General features: G+C 74.6%; 28 protein-coding genes, 1 tRNA gene and 1 pseudogene. 8 read left to right on the top strand and 22 right to left on the bottom strand.

Annotated features, from left to right (window positions below; genetic code table 11):
- The first annotated feature begins 30 nt into the window (after positions 1 to 30).
- Entirely contained in the window at positions 31 to 1,293 is a 1,263-nt protein-coding gene (locus Sya03_RS00640) for a 6-phospho-beta-glucosidase (protein ID WP_203936105.1), read from the top strand.
- The gene (locus Sya03_RS00635) at positions 1,290 to 2,279 is read left to right on the top strand and encodes an N-acetylglucosamine kinase (RefSeq protein ID WP_203936104.1); all 990 of its coding nucleotides are present in this window, start codon (positions 1,290 to 1,292) and stop codon (positions 2,277 to 2,279) included. The genes Sya03_RS00640 and Sya03_RS00635 overlap by 4 nt, the downstream gene beginning before the upstream one ends.
- A gap of 116 nt (positions 2,280 to 2,395) precedes the next feature.
- Here Sya03_RS00635 and Sya03_RS00630 read toward each other — a convergent pair whose 3' ends face one another.
- Complete coding sequence (locus Sya03_RS00630) at positions 2,396 to 2,716, bottom strand: hypothetical protein (RefSeq protein WP_203936103.1); 321 nt, start codon at positions 2,714 to 2,716, stop codon at positions 2,396 to 2,398.
- 4 nt (positions 2,717 to 2,720) lie between these two features.
- Positions 2,721 to 3,299 (bottom strand): TetR/AcrR family transcriptional regulator, encoded by a 579-nt coding sequence (locus Sya03_RS00625; RefSeq protein WP_203936102.1) that lies wholly within the window; start codon positions 3,297 to 3,299, stop codon positions 2,721 to 2,723.
- 45 nt (positions 3,300 to 3,344) lie between these two features.
- Between Sya03_RS00625 and Sya03_RS00620 the strand changes: the two genes are divergently transcribed.
- On the top strand, positions 3,345 to 4,526 hold the full coding sequence (locus Sya03_RS00620) for an MFS transporter (protein ID WP_239107022.1): 1,182 nt from the start codon (positions 3,345 to 3,347) through the stop codon (positions 4,524 to 4,526).
- 7 nt (positions 4,527 to 4,533) lie between these two features.
- Here the strand turns inward: Sya03_RS00620 and Sya03_RS00615 are convergent, their stop codons facing one another.
- The 8 genes from Sya03_RS00615 to Sya03_RS31810 all read right to left on the bottom strand — a co-directional run bounded on the left by Sya03_RS00615 (position 4,534) and on the right by Sya03_RS31810 (position 13,074).
- Positions 4,534 to 5,862: an alpha-amylase family glycosyl hydrolase gene (locus Sya03_RS00615; protein ID WP_239107021.1), complete on the bottom strand. Its 1,329-nt coding sequence runs from the start codon at positions 5,860 to 5,862 to the stop codon at positions 4,534 to 4,536.
- A gap of 52 nt (positions 5,863 to 5,914) precedes the next feature.
- On the bottom strand, positions 5,915 to 6,328 hold the full coding sequence (locus tag Sya03_RS00610; protein WP_203936100.1) for a YybH family protein: 414 nt from the start codon (positions 6,326 to 6,328) through the stop codon (positions 5,915 to 5,917).
- Positions 6,329 to 6,448: 120 nt separating this feature from the next.
- A tRNA-Ala gene (locus Sya03_RS00605) sits at positions 6,449 to 6,525 on the bottom strand.
- Between the two features lie 80 nt (positions 6,526 to 6,605).
- Positions 6,606 to 7,379: a divisome protein SepX/GlpR gene (gene sepX / locus Sya03_RS00600; RefSeq protein WP_203936099.1), complete on the bottom strand. Its 774-nt coding sequence runs from the start codon at positions 7,377 to 7,379 to the stop codon at positions 6,606 to 6,608.
- Positions 7,380 to 7,580: 201 nt separating this feature from the next.
- Positions 7,581 to 8,222, bottom strand: a complete 642-nt coding sequence (locus Sya03_RS00595; protein WP_370871907.1) for a GNAT family N-acetyltransferase — start codon at positions 8,220 to 8,222, stop codon at positions 7,581 to 7,583.
- Entirely contained in the window at positions 8,219 to 9,517 is a 1,299-nt protein-coding gene (locus tag Sya03_RS00590) for a molybdopterin molybdotransferase MoeA (RefSeq protein WP_203936097.1), read from the bottom strand. The genes Sya03_RS00595 and Sya03_RS00590 overlap by 4 nt, the downstream gene beginning before the upstream one ends.
- Positions 9,514 to 10,431 (bottom strand): UTP--glucose-1-phosphate uridylyltransferase, encoded by a 918-nt coding sequence (locus Sya03_RS00585; protein ID WP_203936096.1) that lies wholly within the window; start codon positions 10,429 to 10,431, stop codon positions 9,514 to 9,516. Before Sya03_RS00585 ends, Sya03_RS00590 begins: the two co-directional genes overlap by 4 nt.
- 48 nt (positions 10,432 to 10,479) lie before the next feature.
- Positions 10,480 to 13,074 (bottom strand): diguanylate cyclase, encoded by a 2,595-nt coding sequence (locus tag Sya03_RS31810; RefSeq protein WP_203936095.1) that lies wholly within the window; start codon positions 13,072 to 13,074, stop codon positions 10,480 to 10,482.
- A 176-nt stretch (positions 13,075 to 13,250) separates the two neighbouring features.
- Between Sya03_RS31810 and Sya03_RS30725 the strand changes: the two genes are divergently transcribed.
- Positions 13,251 to 13,982 (top strand): 5-formyltetrahydrofolate cyclo-ligase, encoded by a 732-nt coding sequence (locus Sya03_RS30725; RefSeq protein WP_239107020.1) that lies wholly within the window; start codon positions 13,251 to 13,253, stop codon positions 13,980 to 13,982.
- Positions 13,979 to 14,206 (top strand): annotated as a pseudogene (locus tag Sya03_RS30720) (FmdB family zinc ribbon protein); the annotation flags it as partial. The gene Sya03_RS30725 and the pseudogene Sya03_RS30720, both read left to right, overlap by 4 nt.
- A gap of 14 nt (positions 14,207 to 14,220) precedes the next feature.
- Here Sya03_RS30720 and Sya03_RS30715 read toward each other — a convergent pair.
- The 4 genes from Sya03_RS30715 to Sya03_RS00555 form a co-directional block, all read right to left on the bottom strand.
- A complete protein-coding gene (locus tag Sya03_RS30715; protein ID WP_239107045.1) occupies positions 14,221 to 14,442 on the bottom strand; it encodes a hypothetical protein in 222 nt (73 codons plus the stop codon).
- 61 nt (positions 14,443 to 14,503) lie between these two features.
- Positions 14,504 to 15,172 (bottom strand): hypothetical protein, encoded by a 669-nt coding sequence (locus Sya03_RS00565; protein WP_203936093.1) that lies wholly within the window; start codon positions 15,170 to 15,172, stop codon positions 14,504 to 14,506.
- Positions 15,173 to 15,376: 204 nt separating this feature from the next.
- The gene (locus tag Sya03_RS00560) at positions 15,377 to 16,246 is read right to left on the bottom strand and encodes an oxygenase MpaB family protein (RefSeq protein WP_203936092.1); all 870 of its coding nucleotides are present in this window, start codon (positions 16,244 to 16,246) and stop codon (positions 15,377 to 15,379) included.
- Positions 16,247 to 16,273: 27 nt separating this feature from the next.
- Positions 16,274 to 16,699 carry a Fur family transcriptional regulator gene (locus Sya03_RS00555; RefSeq protein WP_275411415.1) on the bottom strand — a complete coding sequence of 142 codons (426 nt, stop codon included), beginning with the start codon at positions 16,697 to 16,699 and terminating at the stop codon, positions 16,274 to 16,276.
- 137 nt (positions 16,700 to 16,836) lie between these two features.
- On the opposite strand from Sya03_RS00555, the gene Sya03_RS00550 reads away from it, so the two are divergent.
- Positions 16,837 to 17,301 (top strand): DUF2231 domain-containing protein, encoded by a 465-nt coding sequence (locus Sya03_RS00550; RefSeq protein ID WP_203936090.1) that lies wholly within the window; start codon positions 16,837 to 16,839, stop codon positions 17,299 to 17,301.
- Between the two features lie 9 nt (positions 17,302 to 17,310).
- Here Sya03_RS00550 and Sya03_RS00545 read toward each other — a convergent pair whose 3' ends face one another.
- The gene (locus Sya03_RS00545; protein WP_203936089.1) at positions 17,311 to 17,640 is read right to left on the bottom strand and encodes a translation initiation factor 2; all 330 of its coding nucleotides are present in this window, start codon (positions 17,638 to 17,640) and stop codon (positions 17,311 to 17,313) included.
- Positions 17,641 to 17,709: 69 nt separating this feature from the next.
- On the opposite strand from Sya03_RS00545, the gene Sya03_RS00540 reads away from it, so the two are divergent.
- Entirely contained in the window at positions 17,710 to 17,907 is a 198-nt protein-coding gene (locus tag Sya03_RS00540; protein ID WP_203936088.1) for a hypothetical protein, read from the top strand.
- Between the two features lie 135 nt (positions 17,908 to 18,042).
- Here the strand turns inward: Sya03_RS00540 and Sya03_RS00535 are convergent, their stop codons facing one another.
- The 7 genes from Sya03_RS00535 to Sya03_RS00505 all read right to left on the bottom strand — a co-directional run bounded on the left by Sya03_RS00535 (position 18,043) and on the right by Sya03_RS00505 (position 23,657).
- Complete coding sequence (locus Sya03_RS00535; protein WP_203936244.1) at positions 18,043 to 18,867, bottom strand: RecB family exonuclease; 825 nt, start codon at positions 18,865 to 18,867, stop codon at positions 18,043 to 18,045.
- Positions 18,868 to 19,119: 252 nt separating this feature from the next.
- Entirely contained in the window at positions 19,120 to 19,737 is a 618-nt protein-coding gene (locus tag Sya03_RS00530; RefSeq protein WP_203936087.1) for a MarC family protein, read from the bottom strand.
- Positions 19,738 to 19,749: 12 nt separating this feature from the next.
- On the bottom strand, positions 19,750 to 20,598 hold the full coding sequence (locus Sya03_RS00525) for a PHP domain-containing protein (protein WP_373316095.1): 849 nt from the start codon (positions 20,596 to 20,598) through the stop codon (positions 19,750 to 19,752).
- Between the two features lie 393 nt (positions 20,599 to 20,991).
- A complete protein-coding gene (locus Sya03_RS00520; RefSeq protein ID WP_203936085.1) occupies positions 20,992 to 22,005 on the bottom strand; it encodes a PH domain-containing protein in 1,014 nt (337 codons plus the stop codon).
- A gap of 6 nt (positions 22,006 to 22,011) precedes the next feature.
- The gene (locus tag Sya03_RS00515) at positions 22,012 to 22,170 is read right to left on the bottom strand and encodes a hypothetical protein (RefSeq protein ID WP_203936084.1); all 159 of its coding nucleotides are present in this window, start codon (positions 22,168 to 22,170) and stop codon (positions 22,012 to 22,014) included.
- A gap of 116 nt (positions 22,171 to 22,286) precedes the next feature.
- Positions 22,287 to 22,961 (bottom strand): DUF6758 family protein, encoded by a 675-nt coding sequence (locus Sya03_RS00510; RefSeq protein WP_306892542.1) that lies wholly within the window; start codon positions 22,959 to 22,961, stop codon positions 22,287 to 22,289.
- Between the two features lie 60 nt (positions 22,962 to 23,021).
- Complete coding sequence (locus Sya03_RS00505; protein ID WP_203936083.1) at positions 23,022 to 23,657, bottom strand: TrmH family RNA methyltransferase; 636 nt, start codon at positions 23,655 to 23,657, stop codon at positions 23,022 to 23,024.
- Positions 23,658 to 24,727: 1,070 nt separating this feature from the next.
- Here Sya03_RS00505 and trxA point away from each other — a divergent pair.
- The gene (gene trxA, locus Sya03_RS00500; protein WP_203936082.1) at positions 24,728 to 25,090 is read left to right on the top strand and encodes a thioredoxin; all 363 of its coding nucleotides are present in this window, start codon (positions 24,728 to 24,730) and stop codon (positions 25,088 to 25,090) included.
- Positions 25,091 to 25,094: the final 4 nt, after the last annotated feature.

The raw sequence follows: 25,094 nt of genomic DNA, 5'->3' as shown, positions 1-25,094 counted from the left end.
CCGCACGCCCTTCCCCGAGAGGACCAACCGATGAGAATCGCCGTCGTCGGCGGTGGGTCGACGTACACCCCGGAACTGGTCGACGGGTTCGCCCGCCTCGCCGGCGCCGGGCTGTCCGTCGACGAGCTCGTGCTGATCGACCCGGCCGCGGACCGGCTGGAGATCGTGGGCGCGTTCGCCCGGCGCATCTTCGGCGCGTACGGCCACCCCGGCCGGGTGACCTGGACGTCCGACCTGGACGCCGGGGTCACCGACGCCGACGCGGTGCTGATCCAGCTGCGCGTCGGCGGCCAGACCGCCCGGATCAGCGACGAGACGTTCCCCCTCGACTGCGGCTGCGTCGGCCAGGAGACCACCGGGGCGGGCGGGCTGGCCAAGGCGCTGCGCACCGTGCCGGTCGTCCTCGACGTGGCGGAGCGGGTGCGGGCGCGCGCGAAGCCCGGCGCGTGGATCGTCGACTTCACCAACCCGGTCGGCATCGTCACCCGGGCGCTGCTCGACTCCGGCCACCGGGCCGTCGGGCTGTGCAACGTGGCCATCGGCTTCCAGCGCCGGTTCGCCGCCCTGCTCGGCGTCGCGCCCGAGGCCGTGGTGCTCGACCACGTCGGCCTCAACCACCTGACGTGGGAGCGGGCCGCCCTGGTGGACGGGGTGGACCGGCTGCCCGAGCTGCTGTCGGCGCACCTGGAGGAGCTGGCCGGCCTGGTGCAGGCGCCCGCCGAGATCCTGCGGTTGTCCGGCACCGTGCCGTCGTACTATTTGCGGTATTTCTACGCCCACGACGAGGTCGTGCGGGAGGAGCGGACCGCGCCCACCCGCGGCCAGAAGGTCGCGGAGATCGAGGCGACGCTGCTGGAGATGTACCGCGACCCGGCGCTGGTCGCGAAGCCGGCGCTGCTCGGCGAGCGCGGCGGCGCGTTCTACTCCGAGGCCGCGGTCGGGCTGATCGCGGCCCTGCACGGCCACGACACCGGCGTGCACTCGGTGAACGTGCGCAACGACGGCGCCCTGCCGTTCCTGCCGGACTCCGCGGTGGTCGAGCTGTCCGCGACCGTCGGGCCCGGCGGCCCGGCCGCGCTGCCGGTCGCCCCCGTCGCGCCCGACCAGGCCGGCCTCATCGCCCACGTCTCCGGGTACGAGGAACTCGCCGTCGACGCCGCCGTGCGCGGCGGCCGCGACCGCGTCTACCGCGCGCTGCTCGCCCACCCGCTGGTCGGCCAGCACGAGTACGCGGACGCGCTGACCGACAAGCTGCTCGCCGCGAACACCGACCACCTGGCGTGGGCCCGATGAGCGGCGGCCTGTTCCTGGCGGTCGACGGCGGCAACTCCAAGACCGACGTGGTCCTCGGCACGCGCGACGGCACGGTGCTGGGATTCGCCCGCGGGCCCGGCTCGTCGCCGGACAACATCGGGCTGACCGGCACGATGGAGGTGCTGTCGTCCCTCATCGCGGAGGTGCGCACGCTCGCGGGGGTGACGGGGGAGGTCGACGCGGTCGGGGTGTACCTGGCCGGCATCGACCTGCCGATCGAGCTCACCCGGCTGGACGCCGCCGTGGCGTCCGCCGGGTGGGCTCGCTCGCACGTCGCCGACAACGACGTGTTCGCGCTGCTGCGCGCCGGCACCGCCGACCGCGACGCCGTCGCCGTCATCTGCGGCGCCGGCATCAACTGCGTGGGCCGCGCCGCCGACGGCCGCACCGCCCGCTTCCCCGCGCTCGGCGCCATCTCCGGCGACTGGGGCGGCGGCATGGGCCTGGCCGACGAGACCCTGTGGCACGCCGCCCGCGCCGCCGACGGCCGCGGCCCGGCGTCCCTGCTGGCCACCGCGGTGGCGGCGCACTTCGGCCTGCCCACGATGGACGACGTGTCCGCCGCCGTCCACCTCGGCACGATCGACCGGGCGGCGCTGCTCGACCTGGTGCCGCTGCTGTTCGCGGCCGCCGCCGCGGGCGACGCGGTCGCCGCCACCGTCGTCGAGCGGCAGGTGGAGGAGATCCTCGCCCTGCACCGGGTGGCCGCCACCCGCCTCGGCCTGCTGGCCGCCCCGCACGCGGTCGTCCTCGGCGGCGGCGTCCTGCGCTCCCGCCAGCCGGCCCTGCACGACCCGCTGCTCACCCGCCTCGCCGTGGCGGCCCCCCGCGCCACCGTCACCGTCCTCGACGCGGACCCGGTGGTGGGCGCGGCCCTGTTGACGCTCGACCATCTGGGGTGGTCGGCGGCCGAGCCGACGCTACGGGCGACCCTCACCGGGTCGATCGTCCCGGCGGCGGCCTGAACCCGGCGCCGCGGGGCCCGGCCGCCTCGGGGCGAGGCGCCCGGGCCGGGGATCGCGGCACCGGTGGCGCGGGTGGGCGGTGCGTGCACCGCCCACCCGCCCCGCGGCGGGAGCGGCTAGTCGCCGACGCGGGACCAGAACTGCGGGTCGACGCCCGCGCCGCGCAGCCACCGCTGCTCCCCCGTCGTCACGATCCGCTCGCCGTTGGCCTCGACCAGCGCCAGCACGTCGTCGGCGGCGGACCCGCCCAGCGCGGCGACCACCCGCGGCACGTCGGCCGGCGCGACGGTGAGGGCGTACTCGTACTCGCCGGTGCCCCACATGTTCGGCGACGTCAGGTCCTGGCCCCGGAAGACGAGCGAGCCGTCGGGCCGCAGCACGGCGTCGACGTACAGGTTGTTCTTCGCCCAGAGCCGGGCCCGGCGCTCGTCGGTCATCCGATCATTGTCGCCGAAGCTGCGTGCGCAGGTGGTCGCGGAGCTGCGCGCCCATGTCGAGGTCGTCGTCGCCGAGCAGCCACTGCAGCTGGAGTCCGTCCATGAGGGCCACCAGGTGCCGGGCCGCGGCGGCCGGGTCGACGCCGGGGTTCAGCTCGCCGGCGGCGCGGGCCGCCTCGTACGCGTCCGCGATGGCGGCGACGGTGCGCCGGTAGCGGTCGGCGAAGTAGGCGTGCGCCGGGTGGTCGGCGGCCGTGGCCTCGGCGGACAGCACGGTGAACAGTTCGACGATGCCGCGCCGGCCGGCGTTGACGTCGGCCAGGTCGGCGAGGCGGTGCAGGGCGGCGGCTCCGGCCGGCGCGCCCTCGGCGAGCCGGCGGCGGTCGGCCTCGTCGCGGTGTTCCAGCACCGCGAGCAGCAGCGACTCCTTCGTCGGGAAGTGGTGCAGCAGGCCGGGGTGCGACAGGCCGCACCGGGCGGCGATCTCGCGCAGCGACGCGCCGCGGTAGCCGGCCTCGCCGAACAGGGCGACCGCCTGGTCGATGACGAGCCGCCGGGTCTCCCGGCCCTTCGCATACCCCATGACGAATACTTACCATGCGGTCGGGATTCGGCTAGCGTGGCGGCCGTGGTTGTTTCCGACACGCCGACCCCGCGCCGCGCCCGCGCCGCCACCTCCGTGATCTTCGCCGCGCACGGCGTGGTCACCGGCACCTTCGCCGCCCGCATCCCGTGGGTCGCCGACCACGTGGACGTCGGCGCGGGCGGCCTCGGCGTCGCCCTGCTCATGCCGGGCCTCGGCGCCATCCTCGCGATGCCGCTGTCCGGCCGGCTCGTGCACCGCTTCGACCTGCGCAGCCTCACCCGCGTCCTCATGCTGCTGTGGTGCGCGGCGCTGATCCTGCCGTCGCTGCCCACGTCGCTGCTCGGCCTGTGCGCGGTCCTGGTCGTGTACGGCGCGACCGCCGGTGTCGCCGACGTGGCGATGAACGCGCACGCCGTCGTCGTCGAGGAGCGCTACGGCCGGTCGGTGATGTCCGGCTTCCACGGCTTCTGGAGCGTCGGCGGCCTGGCCGGCTCGGCCGTCGCTGTGTTCGCCGCCCGGCACGACGTCGACGCCCGCGTCCACTTCGCCGCCACCACCGCCGTGCTGATCGTGGTCGTGCTGGCCGCCTGCGCCGCGCTCATCCCGCACCGCCCCGAGCCGGACCTGGCCGCCCCGCCCGCGTTCGCGCTGCCCACCCGCGCCGTCCTCGCCATCGGCCTGGTCGGGCTGTGCGCCGTGTTCGCCGAGGGCGCCGCCCTCGACTGGTCCGCCGTGTACGTCCGCGACATCCTCGGCAGCGCCGACAGCACCGCCGCCGCCACCGTCGCCGTGTTCTCGGTCAGCATGGCGGTGGCCCGCTTCCTCGGCGACCGCGTCGTGCACCGCTTCGGCCCGGTCGCCACGGTCCGGGTGGCCGGCGTGTGCGCCACGGCCGGCGCCGCCACGGTGGTGCTGTCGTCGCAGGTGGCGCTCGTCATCGCCGGGTTCGCCCTGCTCGGCGTCGGCATCGCGGTGGTCGTCCCGCTGGTGTTCGCCGCGGCCGCCCGCATCGGCGACCACCCGGGCCGCAGCATCGCCGGCGTCGCCGGGGTCGCGTACGGCAGCGGGCTGATCGCCCCGGGCGTCATCGGCGGCATCGCCCACGTGTCGTCGCTGACGGTGTCGTTCGCGGTGGTCCTGGGCCTGGTCGCGGTGATGACGGCGGGCGCGGGCCTGCTGCGCCCGCGCGAGGCCGCCGCACCGGCCCCGGCGCCGGCCGCCTGACCGCAGCTCAGCGCAGGACGGCCCAGCCGCCCTGCGGGAGCCGCACCCCGGCGTCCGCGGCGCCCGGCCGGTCGACGCTGCCGTCGCCCGCCAGCACCTCCGACACCCCGGGCGCCGTCAGCCGTACCGGCGCGTCCCCGGTGGACAGCGCGACCACGAGGCGCTCACCACCCGCGCTGCTGGCGTAGCTGAGGTGCTCGTTGGTCACCTCCAGCGGTTCGGTGCGGGCCGCGTGCAGCCACGGGTGCCGCCGCCGCAGCCCCAACAGCTCCTGGTGCCGGTGGAACGTGGGCAGCCCCAGCTCCGACAGCTCCGCGGGCGTCGCCGGGAACGGCGGCCGCACCTCGTCGTCGCCGCCCTCCCGGTCCCGCTTGACGCCGCGGAACGCGTGCTCGTCGCCGGCGTACACCGACGGGGTGCCGCCGACGGTGGCCAGCACCACCAGGGCGTGCTCCAGGTGGGCGGGGTCGTCGAGGCGGCTGGCGATGCGGGTGGTGTCGTGGTTGCCGAGGAACGTGTACGGCACGAACGTGTCGAGGAAGCCGTCGTGCCGGCGCAGCGCGTGCGCCAGCTCGTGGAAGTTGCGGTCGTTGAGGCTGCTCCACACCGCCTTCCACAGCTCGTACTGGGTGACCGCGTCGAGCCGCCCGTCCGCCACGAGTGCGGCGTAGTCGCCCTGGATGACCTCACCCATCAGGTACGCCTCCGGGTGCCGCGCCCGCACCCGGTCGGCCACCTGCGCCCAGAACCCGGACGGCACCGCGTACGCGGCGTCCAGCCGCCACCCGTCGACGCCGCGGTCCAGCCAGTGGTTCATGACGTCGGCGACGAGGTCGACGACGGCGGGCTCGGCGTGGTTGAGGGCGACGAGATGGTGGTGGCCCTCGAAGTCGTCGTAGTCGGGCTCGCCACCGGGCCCCCACTCGCGCAGCCGGAACCACGACGCGGTCGCCGCGCCCGGCCCCTCGGCCAGCACCGCCTGGAACGCGGGATGCCCGCGCCCGACATGGTTGAACACCCCGTCGAACAGCACCCGCACCCCCTTGGCGGACGCCGCGGCCAGCAGCGCGTCCATGTCGGCGTCGTCGCCGAGCCGCGGGTCGATCCGGTAGTGGTCGACGGTGTCGTAGCCGTGCGTCTCGGACGCGAACACCGGCCCGAGCGCCAGCCCGTTGGCGCCGAGCGCCAGCAGGTGGTCCAGCCACGCGGTGAGCTGCGGCAGCCGGTGCCGGACGGGACCGCCTCCGGCGCGCTCCGCGCCGACGAACCCCAGCGGGTACGCGTGCCACCAGATGACGTGCTCGACCCAGCCGGGGCCCGGGATTGTCGGGGTCACGCCCCTCAACCTACGGCCCGGGACGCGGCGGCGCCCGGATGGCGCGGCGCGGTCACGCGTCCGGCGCCGGCTCCCGGAACGGGTCGCCGTGGCGGTGCACGGCGCGCCACACCCCGTCCTCGCGCCGGAACACCGTCGTGGCCCGCAGCGCGTACGACACCTGCTCGCCGCGGGCGGTGGCGGTGATGCGTTCGATGGTGGCCAGGTAGGCGAGGTCGCCGCTCGCCCCGGCGGCGACGATCTCGTACTCCAGCGACCGGCACCCGGTGAACCGGCTCGCGACCCACGCGAAGGCGGGCCCCAGCTCGGCCCAGCCGGAGCGGTTGACCTCGGCGCCGAACAGCGTCACCGGGTCGGCGTGCGACCACAGGGCGGCGCGCGGCGCGGCGTCGCCCTCGTGCAGCGCGATCTCGGCGGCGCGCAGCCGCGGCAGGATGTCGGCCAGGAAATCGTCGACCTCGGACACGGGGCCAGTGTCGCAGTTCGGCGAACCCGGACGACGGCGCCCGGCTGCTGCCGCCCGGTGCGGGAATGAGGAAAGGCCCGGCCGCGCTGCGCGGCTGGGCCTTCGACGTGCTGTTTCCGGTGGTGGAGCTGAGGGGATTTGAACCCCTGACCCCCTCGATGCGAACGAGGTGCGCTACCAGTCTGCGCCACAGCCCCGCGGACCCGACTCACGCCGGGCCAGCGGGACAAGGCTAGCAGGCGGCGCGCCCGGCCCGCGAACCACCCCGCCGGGCCGGTCAGGCGAGGTTGGCGCGGCCGCCGGCCTCGTACGCGCGGCCGCGCAGCCCCCGGTACGACACCGTGCCGGCCGTGCCCGTCTCGTCGAGGCCCATGGCGGCGCGGCGGACCGCCTCGCGCTGGGCGGCGAGGCGGCGCTGCGATTCGCGGCGAGCGGCGGCGCGGCGGGCCTGTTCCCGGCGGACCTCGGCCTGCCGGGCGGCGAGCCAGGCGGCCTCGCGGGCCTGCTCGCGGCGGCGGCGGGCGTCGGCGAGGGCCCGGTTGCGCAGGTGCACCAGGTACGCCCCGAGCAGGGCGCCGGTGACGGAGAAGCTGATCCAGAAGCCGGGGCCGACGACGGCGACGCCGATCAGCTCGACGATGTTGAGCAGCAGCAGCGCCATGAGGACGCGGCGACGGCGGACGATCGCCGGGGTGTGGCGGCGGCGCGGGGACGGGCGCTTGCGGGCGCCGCGGGGCACCACGCGCAGCGGGCGGCGCGGCGACGGGATGGCGGAGACGGGGGCGCCGGAGACGGGGATCGCGGAGACGGGCGCGCCGGACACCGGAATTTCGGGGCGCAGCGTAACCACGACGCGGCGTCCGGTGTTGATCGGTCGGTGTCCGGGCACGGTGCGGCGCCGACGGCGGCGCGAAAGCACCCGAGCCGTCGACTGCGCCCGCTCCGCGACCAGGCGCTCGGTGGCGTCGTACCGGCGGACCAGAGCCGGTGCGAGGGCGAGCAGCCCGGCCGCGGCGAGGACGGCGAGGAGCACCGAGGTCGGCACCCTCACCCCTCCCGTCAGCCGTGTCGCGCGCGCCCGCCGGACGGGATGGCAACGGCCGCGATGCCCCCCGCATCGCACGCCGTACCCGTCACGGAAGCCTGATGCCACCGCCCTCCGGCGCGCACGCAGCAAGTCCCAATGAATGTGAAGATACGGGCGGGCCTGCGGAAATTCTCGCAACGCGCCGAATTCGACGCGTACGGACGATCATGGAGTCGTGGTACGGACCCGCCGCCACCGGGCCAGCAGGCCCCCCTCGGCGGCGACCTCCTCGCTCGTCATCGCGTAGCCGATGTGGTCGCGCCACGTTCCGTCGATGTGCATGTACCGCGGGTGGTAGGCCTCCTCGCGGAAGCCCAGTTTCTCGACGACGCGGCGGCTGGGACCGTTCTCGGGCCGGATGTTGATCTCGACGCGGTGCAGGCCGGCCGGGCCGAACGCGTGGTCGACGGCGAGCGCCAGCGCGGTCGGGATGACGCCGCGCCCGGCGACCCGCGAGTCGACCCAGTAGCCGACGTACGCGCTGCTGAACGCCCGCCGCACGATGTTGCCGAGGTTGAGGTGGCCGACGAGCCGGTCGCCGTTGTCGCCGCGCAGGCACACCGCGAACGGCATGCTCTCGCCGCGCCGGGCGGAGCTGCGCATGTCCCGGTACACGTAGGAGAAGGCGCGCGGCGAGTTCAGCTCGCGCCACGGCCCGGGCGGCGCGGACTCCCACGGCGCCAGCCACGGCTCGTTGACGCAGCGGACCTCGGACCAGGCGGCGGCGTCGGAACGCTTGTACGGCCGCAGCACCACCGGGCCCTCGGCCAGGACGACCGGCCAGCCCGGCACCGAGCCCAGCATCATCGCCTCCGGTCCAGCAGCAGCACGTCGACGGTCGACCCGGCTGCCGCGTGGGTGACCCGCTCGCCGAGGACCAGCAGGCCGTTGGCTTCGGCCAGGCCGGAGAGAGTGTACGGCCCACCGGCAAGCGGCTGCACGGTGTAGCCGCCCCCGCGCCGCTCGGCGACGTGCGCCGGCCGGAACTCGCGCAGCCCGCCCGGCGACGAGATCGTCTCCAGCAGGTGCGCCCGCACGCTGGGCCGGAACACCGGCTCGGCGCCCGCCAGCAGCTGGATCACCGGCCGGACCAGCACCTCGAAGCCGATCAGCGCCGCACCCGGGTCGCCCGGCAGGCAGACGACCGGCACCTCCTCCGCGCCGACCGTGCCGAACCCGAGCGCGGCCCCCGGGTACAGGGCGACGTCGGTGAACTCCACGGCGCCCTGCCGCGACAGGATGCGGCGCACCATGTCGCCGGGCCCGGTGCCCGTCCCCCCGGTGGTGATGATCAGGTCGGCCCGCAGCGTCTGGTCCTCCAGCAGGCCGCGCAGCCCCTCCGGGTCGTCGTCGCAGATCCCGATCCGGTACGCCAGCGCCCCCGCCTCCACGGAGGCCGCGGTGAGCGCGTGCGAGTTGGCGTCGACGATCTGTCCCGGCTGGCTGGGCCGCCCGACGTCGACCAGCTCGTCGCCGGTGGCCACGATGACCACGCGCGGGCTGGGCCGCACCACCACGTGCCCGATGCCCGCGGACGCGATCGCGGCCACCATCGCCGGCGTCACGTACGCGCCGCGGTGCGCGATCACCTGGCCCACGGCGAGCAGCTCGCCCGCGCGGCGCAGCCCCTGGCCGCGCTTCGGGGCGTGGTACACCTCGACGTTCGCCATGCCCTGGTCGGTCCAGTGCACGGGTACGACCACGTCGGCGCCCAGCGGCAGCGGCGCGCCCGCCGCCACCGAGAAGCAGGCGCCCGGCGTGAGCCGGACCGGCCGCCAGCTGGCCGCGCCGAGGTCGCCCACCACATTCAGCCGGACGGGCCGCGGCCCGCCCTCGAAGCTGCCGAACGAGGGGTGCGACCCGGCCCGGCCGGCCGCGGCGATGTCCTCCCAGCGCGCCGCGTACCCGTCGATGGCGGCCTGATCGAAGGCCGGCACCGGGTGCGGCACGGTGACGTCCCCGGCGAGGACGTTGCCGTACGCCTGGGTGAGGTCGAGGTCGAGCGGAGGCAGCGCCACCAGCCTGCGCAGCACGCTGCCCAGGTAGGTGGCGAGGGGCATCAGCTCGTTGGCGGCCGCCTCGGGATCGGCCGTCGCGGTCATGTCGCGCGACCCTCCCCGGAGACGAACTCGTTCAGCCACTGCTTGAACTCGGTACCCAGATCGTCGCGCTTGCACGCCAGCTGCACCACGGCCTGCAGGTAGCCGAGCGGCATGCCGGTGTCGTAGCGGTGCCCCCGGTACACGATGCCGTGCACCGGCGTGCCCGCCTCCAGCAGCGCCGCCATCGCGTCCGTCAGCTGGATCTCGCCGCCGCTGCCCGGCTTCGTGTCACGGATCGCGTCGAAGATCGCCGCCGGCAGCACGTACCGGCCCAGCACCGCCAGGTTGCTCGGCGCCTCCTCCGGCTTCGGCTTCTCGACCAGCCCGCGCACCGTGACGACGTCCTCGCCGAGGTCCGACTCGCCCACCACCGCGATGCCGTACCGGCTCGTCTCCTCCGGCTTGACCTCCATGAACGCCAGGACGATGCCGCCCGTGCGCGCCTGTAGGTCCAGCATCGACGGCAGCAGCGGGCTGTCCTCGTCGACGAACTCGTCACCGAGCAGCACCGCGAACGCCTCACCACCCACGTGCGACGCCGCCGTGCCGACCGCGTGCCCCAGCCCGAGCGGCTCGCCCTGCCGGCACGTGTAGATGTCGGCGAGCTCGCTGGTGCGCCGCACCTCGTGCAGCCGCTCCAGGTCGCCCTTCTCCTCCAGCCGCGCCTCGACGTCCGGCCGCCGGTCGAAGTGGTCCACCATCGACGTCTTGCCGCGCCCGGTCACCAGCAGCACGTCGGTGATCCCGGCGGCCGCCGCCTCCTCGACGATGTACTGCAGCACCGGCCGGTCCACCACCGGCAGCAGCTCCTTGGGAACCGCCTTCGTCGCCGGCAGGAAGCGCGTCGCCAGCCCCGCGGCCGGGATCACCGCCTTCACCGCGCGCCGTCCGGTCACCTGCGTATCGGTCGTCATCTCAGCCGCCACCGCGCTTTCGCTCGCCTGACCCGACATGCCGCGAGACTATCGGCCACGCCGCGCTCGCGGCGGCTGCGGCCCGCCCGGCGCGCCGCTCCCCCCAGGCTGCGCCACCCCGGCGGGCGGCGCCACCCCGGCGGGCGCGGGGGCGTTTCCGGCCGCCGCGGGGCCGGTCAGGGGGTCGGCGCCGGGGCCGTGTTCGGCTCTGCCTGCGGCCGCATGTTCGTTCCTGCCGGCGGCGCCGTGTTCGGTTCTGCCGGCGGCGCCGTGTTCGGTTCTGCCGACGGCGCCGTGTTCGGTTCTGCCGGCGGCGCCGTGTTCGGCTCTGCCGGCGGCGCCGTGTTCGGCGACGTCGCCGCCCAGCTCCGCCAGCCGGTACGTGTCCCGGCCGGCCTCCTTCGCCGCGTACAGCGCCTCGTCCGCGGCCTCCAGCAGCTGCCCCGCCGTCACCCCGTGCTCCGGGTACACCGCGATCCCGATCGACACGCTCACCGGGATCGCCCTGGCCCCCCGCCGCCCGCCGATCTCCACCGCCGCGCCCCGGATCACCGCGCCCAGCCGCTCGGCGACGATCGCCCCGCCGAACGCGTCCGTCTCCGGCAGCAGCACCACGAACTCCTCGCCGCCCTGCCGGAACGCCAAATCGACCTCGCGCAGGCACCCCCGGATGCGCTGCGCGAACTCCCGCAGCACCGCGTCCCCGGCCGCGTGCCCGTGCGTGTCGTTGACCTCCTTGAAGTGGTCGAGGTCCAGCGCCAGCACACACAGCATCCGCCGGAACCGGCTCGCCCGCTCCACCTCCCGCCGCACCGACTCCTGCAGCGACCGGTAGTTCCACAACCCCGTCAGCGGGTCCGTCAGCGACAGCCGCTGCGCCTCCTCGTGGACGCGCACGTTGTTGACGGCCACCCCGGCCTGACCCGCGAACGTGCGCAGCATGTCCAGGTCCGCGTCGTCGAAGCCGTCGGCCCCGTGCCGGTCGTACAGCGCCAGCACCCCCAGCACGACGCTGGCCCCACCGGCGGACGGCTCGGCGGTGGTGCCGGGAACGAGGGGGTCGCCGACGAGCTTGGGCGCGCAGATCGGCACGGCCATCCAGGTGCTGCGGGGCAGGGGCTCCCCGGCGACCGGCTGATCCGCCTGCGCGACTTCTGCTGCCGCCTGCCTTGGGGCTGCTTGTTCCGGCACCACCGGCCCTGGGGCTCGAATTGCCGCCTGCCCTGGTTCCGGCTGTGCCGACTGCTGTGGCCCCAGCTGCGCCGCCGGCCCTGGCGCCGGTTGTGCCGACTGCTCTGGCCCCGGCTGCGCCGCCTGCGCTGGCCCCGCCTGCTCTGACCCCGGCTGTGCCCCCTGCCTTGGCCCCGGCGGTGTCGGCTGGGGCGGTCGCGGGTGGCCGATGTGTCCGTGGCGGGGTTCGCCGGCCGCCGCGACGCCGCCCAGCAACCCCGCCCCGACCGGCACGCGCAGCGCCGACACGTCCGCGCCGTCCCACCGTCCGGCCAGCCCCTCGGCGGCCTGGCCCACCAGCATCCCGTCGGCCGGGTCCACCAGCAGCACGGCTCCGGCCCGGGCCCCGGTCGCCGCTACCGCCGTGTCGAGGATGACCCGCAGGATCCGCTGCACGTCGTGCGTCCCCGACAGCGTGTCGCCCAGGATGCTCAGGTGCCGCCGCAGCTGGTCCCGGCTGGTGGTGAGCGCCTGCACGTGATCCTGCAGCTCCCCCGTCATCCGGTTGAACGAGTCCGCCAGCCGCCCCACCTCGTCCGGCCCACCGCCGGGCACCCGGGCGCTGAGGTCACCGCCGGCGACCATGTCGGCCGCGTGCGCCACCTCCGCGAGCGTCCGGGTGGTCGACCGCGCCAGCCACCGCGACGCCAGCACCCCCAGCCCGCAGGCGCCGAGGACGGCCGCGAGCAGCAGCGTGTACAGCCCGCCGGGCTCCGGCGCCGCCACAGAGATGACGACGGCCAGCGGCTGACCGGGCGCAGGGTCGATCCGCCGTACGTGCCGCCCGTCGGGCGACTCCCCCGGCGTGACGGCGGCCTCGACGACGGCTCGGCGCCGGCCCTCGGGTTCGGTGCTCAGCCACAGTTCGGCCGGCTCGAGGGCGCCGCCCGAAAGCGCCAGCACCGTGACCTCGGCGCCGCTCGTGCGGGCGAGCCGGCCGGCGAAGCCCTGGTCCAGGATCAGCCCCGCCTCGACCGTGCCGGTCTCGCGGTCGTCGCCGTCGCGGGTCTCGGCCGTGGCGGCGATGACGCCGCCCCCCGACGCGGTTGCCGGTGCGGCGCAGTCGATCCACGTGCCGCCGGGTGCGCCGTCGGTGCGGAACCCACCGTCGCCGTTGTCGGCGGTGCTCACGGGCCGCCCGTTCACGCCGCCGCGCCCGTCGGTGGCGCCGCTCGCGCCCTGAGCGCCGTCGGCGGCGCGGCGGTCGGCGCCGTCGGCCGGCCTCGTCACCCGGATCGCCGAGGCGACCCCCCGGGCCACGAGCTGGTCGGCCGCGGCCCGTCTGGCCTCGTCGCCGGGCAGCACGGCCACGGAGTCCGCCGCCGCCTGCAACTGGCGGCACAGTGCGCCCACCGCCGTCCGGACCGTGCCGGCGGAGTGGTCGAGGCGCTCGGCGGCCCGGTCACCACTCACCGCGGCTACGGTGACTCCGACGAACGCCGCACCGAGGAGGACCGGGCCGAGCACGACCGCCAAGAAGGCGGTAGTGAGGCGGCCACGCAGAGTCACGCACCCTCCCCAGGAATGGGCCATGCGACCTCGATGCTGACACAGAGTGCGCCGTTTGCCGCTTTTGAGATGGAGGTGTTGTGCCGGATTTTCCGGTTGATGCGGAAACCATCGCCCGCGCCAAAGGCGACGTGCGCCGCCGCCTGCTGGCCGCCCGCCGGGCGCTGACCGAGGCCGAACGAGCCGGCTCGGCGACGGCGATCCAGGCGTGCGTCGTCGCGACGATCCGCGCCGCGGCCGCGATAACGGACGACACCTCGAGTCCCTGGCCGACCGGCCCACGCGTCTCCACCGCAGGTCAGACGGGCACAGACGCCCACCGCGCCCCGATCGGAGATCCTCCCCACCGACCTCGCCCCCTCGTCGTCGCCGCCTACGTCCCGATGCCCGGCGAACCGGGTGGGACCGATCTCCCGCACGTCCTCCGCGCCGCCCTCCCCGCCGGCAGCCGCCTGTTGCTCCCGGTCCTCCTCCCTGACAACGACCTGGACTGGGCCGAGTACACCGGCACTGTCCGCCCCGGCCGGCTCGGCCTGCGTGAACCGGACAGTCCCCGGCTCGGCGTGGACGCTGTGGCGGCCGCCGACCTCGTTCTCGTCCCCGCCCTGGCGATCGACAATCGCGGCATCCGGCTGGGCCGCGGCGGCGGCTCCTACGACCGCGCGCTGGCCCGCCTCGACCCGGCCCGCACCATCGCCCTGCTGCACGACGGCGAACTCCTGCCCGAAGTGCCCGCCGCGGCGCATGATCGTCCGGTGGGGGCGGTCGTCACACCCAGCGGCGGACTGCGGCCCACCGAGTGGACGAAATGACGTTCGATGACGCACCATGGCAGGCGGCCTCGGCTGGCACTCGTTATCGTCGAGTGCCAATCGTGTTCACAACCGGAGGAACCGTGCCCACGTACCAGTACGCCTGCACCGAGTGCGGTCACCAGCTCGAGGCGGTGCAGTCGTTCTCCGACGCCGCGCTGACCGAGTGCCCGGCCTGCAGCGGCAAGCTGCGGAAGGTCTTCAGCGCCGTCGGCGTCGTCTTCAAGGGCTCCGGCTTCTACCGGACGGACTCCCGCAACGGCTCCTCGTCGAAGCCGGCCGTGGCCGACAAGCCGGCCGCCAAGTCCGACAGTTCCTCCACGTCCACGTCGTCGGACTCCTCCTCGTCGTCGACCTCCTCCTCGACCTCCTCGACGTCGTCGTCGAGCTCGTCCGGCAACGGCGGCTCGGCGTCGTCCTCGTCCAGCACCACACCGGCCTCCACCTCCTCGGCGAGCAAGTAGCCACCGACCGGCCCGGCCGCACCAAGTCGCTGTGGCCGGTGTCGCCGGGCTGGACCGCTATTCCGGCGGCCGCACCAGCACGCTGAGGCGGGCACCGTCCGGCGCCGCTGCCGCGGCGCGGGCCTCGGCCGCCGTCAGGGCGAGGAACAGGCCCGCGCCGGGATCGTCCACGTGGCCGACGCCGAGCACGAGCGCGGCGGTGGCGATCCGGGACGCCTTGCCGTCGTCGCGCGCCGCCATGAGGTCGACCCGGTCGCCGGGCTGCAACACGCCCAGGGCGGCCGGCTCGGCGAGCCGCACCGGCACCCCGACCGACCCCTTCGGCACGGACCGGGCCCGGCGCGCACCTCCCACGGCGCCCGGCCCACGGGAGACGGACCTCCCTGCCGCACCGGCGTCGCCCGGCGCACCACCGGCATCGGCGATGGGCGCGGCGCCGCGGGAACCACCCGCCTTGCTGCTCGGCGACGTGCCGGTCGACGCCGCCGGGGCGCAGCCCGCCGGCTCCCGCCCCAGCACCAGCCCCGCAGCGGTCACCAACAGCAGCGCGATCGCCCCGAGGCGGATCAGGCCCGCGCGCCCCGGCCGCCGCCAGCGGATCGGATCGAGCCGGCCGTCCGCCGCCGAACGCCCCGCGACCTCAGGCGGCGGGTGGCCTCCCGCCGCCGGGCGCAGGGGCAGCGCCGGGGCAGGCGGCAGGGCGTCGCGGGAACGGCGACTGGCCATCGCAGGTCTCCTTCCGGCCGGCGCACCGGGAAGGCGCCGACCGGGACGGAACGCTAGCGATGGCACGGCACGACGCGGGCCGACCGCCTACAACCCTGTGGACAACGGCCCGCTGTGGATAACTCGCCGAGGGTCACCCGCGGACTGCTTCAATGCCTCCCACGGATCAGCGACGGGAGGTGCCAGGTGACGATCCGCGGGTGGTTAGGCGTCCACCAGGTGGCCGGCGGCCGCGGCCCGTTCCAGCGCCGCCTGGCGCATCGGGCTGACCCGCAGCCGGCGCGGCAGCGCGGCCAGCAGCAGGCGGATGCTCTTGACCGACAGGTCGGCGGTGAGATCGGTGGTGGCCCAGCCCAGGCCGCCGTAGAGCTTGCGCGCCCACGGCGGCAGCAGGGCGAGCGCGGTCGACGCGATGCCCAGGTACGCCCAGCGGGTCGGGCCGAGGGTGAGCCCCAGGCGCGCCGGCAGGCTCAGGTCCCACGAGTCCGGCACCGGCGGCACGGTCAGGAACATCATCGTCTCCGCGCCGTCGCGGGTCAGGCGCAGCTCGGGGCGGACCTGCTCGTAGTAGGCGGCGACCTCAGCGGCCGTCGAGGGCACCGTCGCCGGGTCGAGGCCGACGAGTTCGGCGCTGCGCAACTGCTCGGCGTAGTAGGTGTCGACCTCGGCGTCGGTCAGCGACAGGCCGGCCCGCCGGGCCACCGTCAGGAACGACTCAACCTCGGTGACGTGCACCCAGCGCAGCAGGTCCGGCTCGTCGATGCGGAAGCGCTCACCCGTGGCGGGATCGACCGCGCTCAGCCGCGCGTGCAGGCGGCGCAGCCGGTGGCCGGCCGCCTCCGCCTCGGCGGTCGGGGCGTAGATCGTGGTGGCGACGTACATGGAGGTGCGCATGAGGCGGCCCCACGCGTCGTCCTTGTAGACGGAGTTCTGGGCGACTCCGGCGACGGCGCGGGGGTGCAGCGCCTGGAAGTAGAGGGAGCGCAGGCCGGCGAGCCCGAGGATCGGCTCCTGGTGCAGCTTCCACGTGACCGAACGGGGCCCGAAGAGCCCGAGATCGTGGGCGTCGTCCATCCGCCAAGCGTGCCACGCGGGACGGGCTCAGTCGTCCGCTCTGCGTCGCTTGCAGCCGGGGCACAGGCCCCAGAACGTCACTTCCGCCTCGTCGACGTCGTACCCGTGGCTCGCCCCGGGGTCCAGGCACGGGCGTTCGCCCACGGCGCAGTCGATGTCGGTGATCTCGCCGCAGCTGCGGCACACCAGGTGGTGATGGTTGTCGCCGACGCGCGCCTCGTAGCGGGCCGGGCTGCCGGCGGGCTCGATCCGGCGGGCCAGGCCGGCGCGCGACAGGGCGCCGAGCACGTCGTACACGGCCTGGGTCGACACCGAGTCGAGGCGGGTGCGCACCTGGCCGGCGATCTGGTCGACGTCCAGGTGTCCGCCGGCGGTCAGCACGTCGAGCACGGCGAGCCGCGGCCGCGTGACCCGCAGGCCCCGCGACCGGAGCAGCTCCTCAGCACCGGGCACGCGTTCCATGACAACATGCGCAGCCCGGAAACGAAATGGCGATCATGTGAACCGAACCACGGCATCGCGCGTAGGGGCCCGTAGGGAATAGTTGAAACCTCAGGCTTCACCCTCGTACCGCCAACCGAGGAGGCGCAATGTTCAACCAGGTCAACGGCCTGCCCGTACACGTGCTCGTGGTCCATGCCGCAGTGGTGTTCGTGCCGTTGCTGGCGCTGTCCGGCGTGCTCTACGCGCTGGTCCCGAAGCTGCGCGCCCGGCTGGGCTGGGTGGTCGGCCTGCTCGCCGTCGGGTCCCCGCTGACCGCGCTCGCCGCGATGCTGTCCGGGTCAGCGTTCTACGACCGCAAGTACGCCGGCGTGCCCGAGGACGCCATCGCCAACGTGCAGCAGCACGCGTCGTTCGGCACCCGCACCTTCTGGTTCACGCTGGGCCTCGGCGTGGCGGCGGGCCTGCTCGTGTGGCTGACCAGCCGCCGGCCGCTCCCCCGGGCCGCCGAGGCGGGCCTCATCGTGGCGGTCATCGCGCTGGCGGCCGTGGCCGGGTTCTACGTCTTCCAGACCGGGGACAGCGGGGCCCAGTCGGTCCACGGCGTCTCCTGAGCAGCAACCTCAGAACAGCAGCCGGGAGCAGAGGAGGCAGACGGTCACGAGCATGAGGGCGGCCGCCACCATGCCGATGCCATAGGTCACCGTGCGGGCGCTGCGCTCGGCGTCGTCGATGACGGCCGGGTCCTGCGGCGGCAGCGACCGCGGCGGCACCGGCTCCGCCACGAACGGCGGGCGCCACCCGCTCGGCGGCGGGGTGCTCGGCGGCGGACCGGGGTAGACGGGCTTCGCCGGCGGCTCGGGGGCCGGCGGCGGAGTGGGCAGGCCTCCGGCGTCGTCGTCTGGGCGGCGCCAGTAGGCGTCGTCGTCGCTGGGACCGGTCGGGGCGCTCACCTGTCCGACGCTACCAACGCCGGACGGCCGGGCGTCGGCACCTCGAGCGACGATCGTTAGGCTCGGCGCGTGGACACGCGTGCAGGCACCGGCTCCGGCGGCAGCCCGACCAGCGGCGACGACCGCACCGTCGACCTGGACCCGGACGAGCCGCCGGTGCTGCCCGAGCAGACCCGCGACGACACCGACCACGGCTGGGGCGGCGGCTGGTCCCGCGACTCGAATGACGACCGGCTCCTCGCCGACCGCCCACCCCACTGGGACTGACCGGCAACCGACGGGCGACCTCGGGGACCACGCGGCGACCGGCCGGTCACCCATACCGGCTGAGGCGGACGACTGCGGCAGCCAGGTCGGGGGTTCCACTGCGGTGGACCGACCGGGAACGACCAACTACGGCAGTCAATCCGGGCGGTCGACCGCCGTCCACGGCTCCTTCGCCGGCATGGCCGACCCCGCCGGGCACACCCGCCGGAAGTCGCACCAGCCGCAGAGCGTGCCGGGCTGAGCGGGGAACGCCTCGTCCGGATCACCCCCGGCCGTTACGGCCTTCTCCGCCGCGAGGATGTCCCGGGCCGTCTCCTCCGCCCGCCCCACGTGCCGGTCCAGCGACTCGGGCGTGTGCTCGTGCGCCGCGACGGTGCCGGTCGGCAGGTGGTGCAGCTCGACGCGGACGCACGGGCGGCGGAAGACACGGGCGGCCGCGTACGCGTACAGCGCCAGAGCTTGGGATCCGCGGGCGTCGTCGGCGTCCAGCTCGGAGCGGCCGGTCTTGTAGTCGACGATCACGGCCTCCGGGCGGCCGTCGTCGTCCACCCGGGCGTCGATGCGGTCGGCGCGGCCGTTGAAGGCCAGGACCGAGGTCTTGGCGGCGACGACCCGCTCGACGCCGAGCGGCTCGTCGGCCGGGTCGAGGCCGGTCACGTACGTCTCCAGCCAGCCGAGGGCGCGGTGGTAGACGGCGCGCTGCTGGTCGGAGTCGCGGTAGCCCTCGGACACCCAGGTGGCGCGGAGCAGGGCGGGAACGATGGACGGGTCGCGACGGTCGGGCGCGGTCGCGTACCAGTTCTTCAGGGCCGTGTGCACGCTCGCGCCGAGCGAGTTGTGCGCCCACGGCGGGCCCTTCTGCGGGGTGGGGCGGTCGACGTAGGAGTACCGGTAGCGGCGGGGGCAGTCGGTGTAGGCGCCCAGCTTGCTCGGGGTGCACACGAACAGCCGCTCGGGCATCCCGGCGAAACCGAGCTGTTCGGGGATTGCCGCGGAAACGGTGCGGGACCGGGAGGAAGCCACCCCCCGATCCTTCCAGCACCCACCGACATTCCCCGAACGGGGGAAGCCGCCCGAGCCCCCCGGCAGCCGACAGATGTCGGTGCGGCTGTCGAGGACAGCCGGGGTAGCTCCGCCGGCCAAGCCGGCCGAGGACAGCCGAGGACAGCCGACCGGAAGCAGCGGAGGCCGGGGCAGCCAGTGAGGGAACGCTCAGCCGCCCGCCGCGTACTGCCGCACGAACGCCGCCACCGCGTCCGCGATCAGCTGGACCGCGATCGCCGCCAAGAGCAGACCCGCGATCCGCGTCAGAACCTCGATCCCGCCCGGGCGCAGGATCTTGACGATCACGCCGGAGAAGCGCAGGACCAGCCACACCGACAGCATCACGGCGACGATGCCGGCGCCGATGGACACGTACTCGGCGGCGCTGCCGTCGGAGCGTTGGACGAACAGCATCGTGGCGACGATGGCGCCCGGGCCGGCCAGCAGCGGGGTGCCCAGGGGTACGAGGGCGATGTTGGACGTCGACTGGGTGGTGGGTTCGTCAGTTTTGCCGGTGAGCAGTTCGAGGGCCACCAGAATGAGCAGCAGGCCGCCGGCGCCCTGGAGGGCGGGCAGGTCGACGTGCAGGTAGTCGAGGAGGGTCTGGCCGGCGACGGCGAAGACCACGATGACGCCGAGGGCGAGCGCGACGGCCTGGGTGCCGGCGCGGTGGCGCTGGCGGGCCGGGAGGGCGCCGGTGAGGGCCAGGAAGATCGGGACCATGCCGGGCGGGTCGACGATCACCAGCAGGGTCACGAAGACCTCGCCGAACAGTTTCAGGTCCATCGTGCCCGGACCCTACAGCGCCGGCACGCCGGTCGCGGCGGCCACGATCTTGTCGTACGCCTCGGGGGCGGTCGTGTTCGCACCCAGGGCGACGGTCTTGTGGGTGCCGTGGAAGTCGGAGGAGCCGGTGACGACGAGGCCCAGCCGGCCGGCCAGGGCGCGGATCTGGTCGCGTTCCTCCGGGGTGTGGTCCTCGTGGTCGGCTTCGAGGCCGAACAGGCCGGCGGCGGCGAGTTCGGTGATCATGGCGTCGTCGACGACGCGGCCGCGGCGGCTGGCGCGGGGGTGGGCGAAGACGGTGACGCCGCCGGCGGCGCGGACGAGGCGGATGGCGTCGAAGACGTCGAGGTCGAACTTGGGGATGTGGTAGCGGCGGCCGAGCCAGCGGCTTGCGAAGGCCTCGCTGGTGGTGGCGACGAGGCCGGCCCGGATGAGGGCCTGGGCGATGTGGGGGCGGCCGACGGAGCCGCCCGCGGCGTAGCCGGCGACCTCGGGCCAGCTGATGTCGACGCCGTCGGCGCGCAGCAGCTCGACCATGCGTTCGGCGCGGCGTTCGCGGTCGGCGCGCATGGCGGTGAGCTGGGCGACGAGCTCGGGGGCCGTGGGGTCGAACAGGTAGCCCAGCAGGTGCAGCGGGATGGGCGGGTCGGAGCCGTGCCAGCGGCAGGACAGCTCGGCGCCGCGGATCAGGGTGAGGCCGGCCGGGCGGGCCTCGGCGGCGGCGTCCCAGCCGCCGGTGGTGTCGTGGTCCGTGATCGCCAGGACGCTCAGGCCGGCGGCGGCGCCGGCGGCGACCAGCTCCGCCGGGGTGAGCGTGCCGTCGCTCGCGGTGGAGTGCGTGTGCAGGTCGATCCGGGTCACGCGGTGTGAGGTTACCGGGTGGTCGGGTGCCGCCGTCCCCTGCATGAACATCCCGCGGCGGAGCGCCCCGGGGGGGCATAGACGCATATCAGTCAGGACCGCCGCGGACCGGCGGCCGGCGTCGTTGCGTCACCGGCGGACGACGGGGAGGGGTGAGGCGGCGTGACCATCGTGGTCGGCGCGCCCGCGCCGGTCCACGCCGGCCCATGCGGGCGACACATTGCCGGCGGCGCGATGCCGGGAATGAGCGAGGCGGCGGCGATCTGCCGGAGTGGGACGGTGTGCGGTGTGGACGCCGGGCGTGGTCCAGGGCGGCGCCGCAGGCGCCGGCCCGGGCCGTCGTACCAGTGCGTGACCTGCGGCTGGGAGTCCCCCAAGGCGGGGTGACCCGCGTCAGGCGTCGCCGACCGCCTCGTCGTCCTTGCCGAGGCGGGCCTCGACGGCCTGCGGCTCGTACATCTCCTCGACGACCCGCAGGTACAGCTCGTTGGGGTTCGGCAGGTGCTTGACCTCGCGCAGGGCCTGGTCCTGACCGGCCGACTCCAGCACGAACGTGCCGTAGTTGAGCAGCCGGCCGAGCGGCGACTGCTCGTACTTCATGTCGGTGACCCGCAGCAGCGGCATCATGGCGACCTTGCGGGTGATGATGCCGTTGACGACCATGACCCGCTTGTTGGTCAGGATGAAGCGGTCGAAGTACCAGTCCGCGACCTTCCACGCCACCCAGCCCATGACGCCGAGCCAGATGAGGACGGCCGCCGTGGTCAGGCCGTCCACGTTCTGCTTGGCGAGGAAGCCGGACAGGTAGCCGAGTAGGAACGTCACGCCCACGCCGATGAGCAGCGGGGTGGTCAGGTGGATGAAGTGCCGCTTCCACTCGCCGCGGTAGCGCTCGGTGGGGAACAGGTAGCGCGCGACGAGGGTGCTGGGCTCGTCCTCCAGCGGCAGCACGCGCCGCGGGCCGGTGGGCAGGCCGTTCTCGTCCGTGCCGAGGCCCTCGAGCTCCTCCGCCGTGAACTGCGGGACGTAGCCGTGCCGCCGCTCGAAGTCGTCGTCATCGTCGTCCCAGCCGCCGCCACCGCCGCCGGTGCCGCCGCCTCCACCGCCGCCACCGCCACCGCCGCCGCCCGCTGCGGCCGCCGCGGACGGGGCCTGGGCGCGGCCGGTGGCGCGGGTCTCGTCACCGCCGTCGCCGAAGCCGGCGCTGGCCGCGTACGACGGACCGTCGGCGTAGCCGGCGCTCTCCGCGAAACCCGGGCCGGAGCTGCTGCCGCGGGCATACCGCGGCGTCTGCCGTGGATCGTCGTCGTCCACGAAGGCCGGGTCGTCGAAGATGAAGTCCGTGTCGTCGTCGCGGGGGCGGCGCGGATCCTCGTCGCCGGCCGGACGGGGGGTGTCCGGGCCCATCGTGGACTACGCCACGAGGTTGGTGAAGAAAGCGCCGAAGCCCTCGGCGATGTCACCGATCGTGCTGCCGAGCGACTGGAAGACGTCGGCGGCAGAATCAGGGTTGAAGGCGATGAAGAAGATCAAGAACGCGATGCCGAGCCAGGTGAGGACCTTCTTGATCATGACTGGCCTTCTCCTCCGTGCGGTTGACGGTCGCCGCCGCAGCAATACTCACGGTATCAGTTGCTGTGCACAGTGTGAACGATGTCCGGGAATCTGCGCCATACCCGGCGAACAGGTCAGACCCGTCCGTGCAGGTACGGCGACGGTGCCCCGTACACCAGCTCGGGCGGCACCCACTCGGACAGGTCATGAAGGTCGACAGTGTCCGCGAGGATGTAACCCGCGCTTGCCGGCCACGCTACCGCATAGAGCCACATTCCTCGGGCCTCACTCACGTATGCGCTCCGGTCCGCCGGTGACTTCACGCACCACAGTGGAGTCGGGTGCCCCCCGGCCCTGACCTTGGCATGTGGACCGGCATGGGTGCCCGACGAGCCCATCGACTCGGCCAGCAGCGCACCCGGATCGAGCCCCGGGATGCCCGCCATGCGGTTGCCCAGCCCGACCCCCGGCTGCTCCGCGACCAGCACGACGTCGGCCGGCCCGTCGCCCAGCGGCCCCGGCCCGCTGCACGCCACCACGGTGCCGCGCACCCCGGTGCGGTCGTCGCCGGCCCAGCCGATGCCGGTCACGGTCCACCCCGGCGGCAACGGCCACGGGCACCACACCGGCGGCCGCTCCAGCGACCCCGCGCCCTGCCCGACCGCCGACGCCACGATCTCCGGACCGATGTGCTGCGGCACGTGCAGAGGCGGCACCTCGCCGCAGTCCATGCAACGCCACGCGCTGTGCATGAGATCCGGCGGCCGGACCTCAGCACCACACCTGGGGCAACTCACGGTGACGCCCACCACCACACCGTGCTCGGCGGACCGCCCCCCGTCAAGCGGATCGGCGATTCCCGCCCCGCATCAGGCCTGTTCGTACCCGGGCGGGGGTCCCGCGTGCGCCCGCACCCACGCGTGCATCGCGATGCCGCTGGCCACACCGGCGTTGATCGACCGCGTCGACCCGTACTGGGCGATCGAGAACAGCTGGTCGCACGCGGCCCGCGCCGCGTCCGACAGCCCCGGCCCCTCCTGCCCGAACAGCAGCACGCACTCCCGCGGCAGCGTCACGCTCTCCATCGGCCGCGACCCCGGCAGGTTGTCGATCCCCACCACCTGCAACCCGGCCGCCCGCGCCCAGCCCGCGAACCCGTCGATCTCCGGATGGTGCCGCACGTGCTGGTACCGGTCGGTCACCATCGCCCCGCGCCGGTTCCACCGCCGCAACCCCACGATGTGCACCTCGGCGGCCAGGAACGCGTTCGCGTTGCGCACGACCGTCCCGATGTTGAGATCGTGCTGCCAGTTCTCGATCGCGACATGGAAGGGATGCCGCCGCCGGTCCAGGTCCGCGACGATCGCGTCGTGCCGCCAGTAGCGGTAGCGGTCGACGACGTTGCGGCGGTCGCCCTCGGCGAGCAGCTCGGGGTCGTAGCGGGGATCGGCGGGCGGCTCCCCCGGCCAGGGCCCGACCCCGACGGCCTGCTCGTCACCACTCACGGCCGATGAGGGTACGTCGTGAGCGAGGGTTGGGGGTTGGCGGGCTTGCGCGCCCGACCAGGTGCGGCTTGCCGGTACGGGTGCGGCGCGGCGGGCGGCGCGGCGGGCGGCGCGGCGGGCGGCGCGGCGGGCGGCGCAGGCCGTGCGGCGGCCTCGGCGTAGCCCGGGGCGTTCGTGACGCCGCCGCGGTAGGTAGCGGCGATTTGGGCCACCAGGCGCGGCAGAACTAACGGATGAAGCAGTGGCTGGGCGAGTTGGGCGCTCGGCGACCCGCTGGGCCGCTGGCGGGTGACGCGCGTGGCGGCGCGGACCGCGCCGCCCGGAACGCGGCGGCGTGGCGGTCAGGGCCCCGGCAGCAGCCCGGCGCGGTGGCGCGCTCGCCGCTCGAACCCGGCGGCGCGGGTCCGAACCGGCAGAGGTGGGCGGGGAGTGGCAGGTCAAGCCCGGCGGGGTGACGGTCGAACCCGGCAGCACTGCGGCGGGGCGGCCCGGACGCGGTCCGGACCCGGCAGGGGTGGCGGCGGCGAGGGCCTCACGTCCGGCCGCCGGCCCGCCCCGCCCGAGGCGGCCGGCGCGCGGGGACCGATCCACCCACGCTTCGACGGCCACCGATCGGCGCCTCCGGGGAAAGGGGCCGGGGGCGTGCCCCCGGACCACCTGACCCTGGACGCAATGAGCGGCGGGGCCCTCCCCGGCACCCGCCGCCCACGCTCTGTTGCAACAGATTTTGCCTCACCCTCCGTACTGCCGGATAGGTTTCAGGGGTGTGACCCAGGTCTCATTTAACTTTCTTTCCCATTACCTTGCGTTGGGCGATCATGTGCGCCGCGCGGATCATGACCAGCAGTCCATCCGGTCAGACGGCGTCAAATACGGACAGAAAGCGATTACTCTGCGGGTTGACCCGTGAGAGCGCTCTCGCTACCCACTGTGATGCAGCGTCCAGATAGGCCCGACATCGCCCGTTCACGAACGTCGCTGGACGGGTGTCGGCGGGCCACCCCGGGGAATGACAGAGGGGCCGGATTGGTTCGATCAGGCGTAGCCCGATCTGGAGATGGAGACACACCATGGCCACCGTTGCCCTGACCGCTGAGAACTTCGACGAGGTGACGAGCCGCGAGGGCATCGTCCTGATCGACTTCTGGGCGAGCTGGTGCGGTCCTTGTGTCCGGTTCGCGCCGACGTACGAGCGCTCCTCGGAGAAGCACCCGGACATCACCTTCGGCAAGGTCGACACGGAGGCCGAGCAGGCCATCGCGGCCAAGTTCGACATCCGGTCGATCCCGACCATCATGGCCGTCCGCGACGGCGTGATCGTGTTCGCGCAGCCGGGCGCCCTGCCCGAGAGCGCGCTGGAGAGCCTCATCGAGCAGGTCGAGGCCCTCGACATGTCGGAGGTCAAGGACAAGCTCGCCTCGCAGCAGAGCTGACCGT

This window comes from Spirilliplanes yamanashiensis (genome assembly GCF_016863475.1).
GTDB classification, from domain to species: Bacteria; Actinomycetota; Actinomycetes; order Mycobacteriales; family Micromonosporaceae; genus Spirilliplanes; species Spirilliplanes yamanashiensis.
The sequence above is the reverse complement of the archived record's forward strand: the minus strand, read 5'-3'. Positions and strand labels throughout refer to the sequence as shown.

Bases quoted from the DNA above. Each gene is read 5' to 3' on its own strand.
- Sya03_RS00625 (WP_203936102.1), bottom strand. From the start codon at position 3,299: ATGGGGTATGCGAAGGGCCGGGAGACCCGGCGGCTCGTCATCGACCAG.
- Sya03_RS00550 (WP_203936090.1), top strand. From the start codon at position 16,837: ATGTTCAACCAGGTCAACGGCCTGCCCGTACACGTGCTCGTGGTCCAT.
- Sya03_RS00585 (WP_203936096.1), bottom strand. From the start codon at position 10,431: ATGACGACCGATACGCAGGTGACCGGACGGCGCGCGGTGAAGGCGGTG.
- Sya03_RS00535 (WP_203936244.1), bottom strand. From the start codon at position 18,867: ATGCCCGAGCGGCTGTTCGTGTGCACCCCGAGCAAGCTGGGCGCCTAC.
- Sya03_RS00515 (WP_203936084.1), bottom strand. From the start codon at position 22,170: ATGATCAAGAAGGTCCTCACCTGGCTCGGCATCGCGTTCTTGATCTTC.
- Sya03_RS00640 (WP_203936105.1), top strand. From the start codon at position 31: ATGAGAATCGCCGTCGTCGGCGGTGGGTCGACGTACACCCCGGAACTG.
- Sya03_RS00530 (WP_203936087.1), bottom strand. From the start codon at position 19,737: ATGGACCTGAAACTGTTCGGCGAGGTCTTCGTGACCCTGCTGGTGATC.
- Sya03_RS00520 (WP_203936085.1), bottom strand. From the start codon at position 22,005: ATGGGCCCGGACACCCCCCGTCCGGCCGGCGACGAGGATCCGCGCCGC.
- Sya03_RS00590 (WP_203936097.1), bottom strand. From the start codon at position 9,517: ATGACCGCGACGGCCGATCCCGAGGCGGCCGCCAACGAGCTGATGCCC.
- Sya03_RS00565 (WP_203936093.1), bottom strand. From the start codon at position 15,172: ATGGCCAGTCGCCGTTCCCGCGACGCCCTGCCGCCTGCCCCGGCGCTG.
- Sya03_RS00635 (WP_203936104.1), top strand. From the start codon at position 1,290: ATGAGCGGCGGCCTGTTCCTGGCGGTCGACGGCGGCAACTCCAAGACC.
- Sya03_RS00560 (WP_203936092.1), bottom strand. From the start codon at position 16,246: ATGGACGACGCCCACGATCTCGGGCTCTTCGGGCCCCGTTCGGTCACG.
- trxA (WP_203936082.1), top strand. From the start codon at position 24,728: ATGGCCACCGTTGCCCTGACCGCTGAGAACTTCGACGAGGTGACGAGC.
- Sya03_RS00595 (WP_370871907.1), bottom strand. From the start codon at position 8,222: ATGATGCTGGGCTCGGTGCCGGGCTGGCCGGTCGTCCTGGCCGAGGGC.
- Sya03_RS00630 (WP_203936103.1), bottom strand. From the start codon at position 2,716: ATGACCGACGAGCGCCGGGCCCGGCTCTGGGCGAAGAACAACCTGTAC.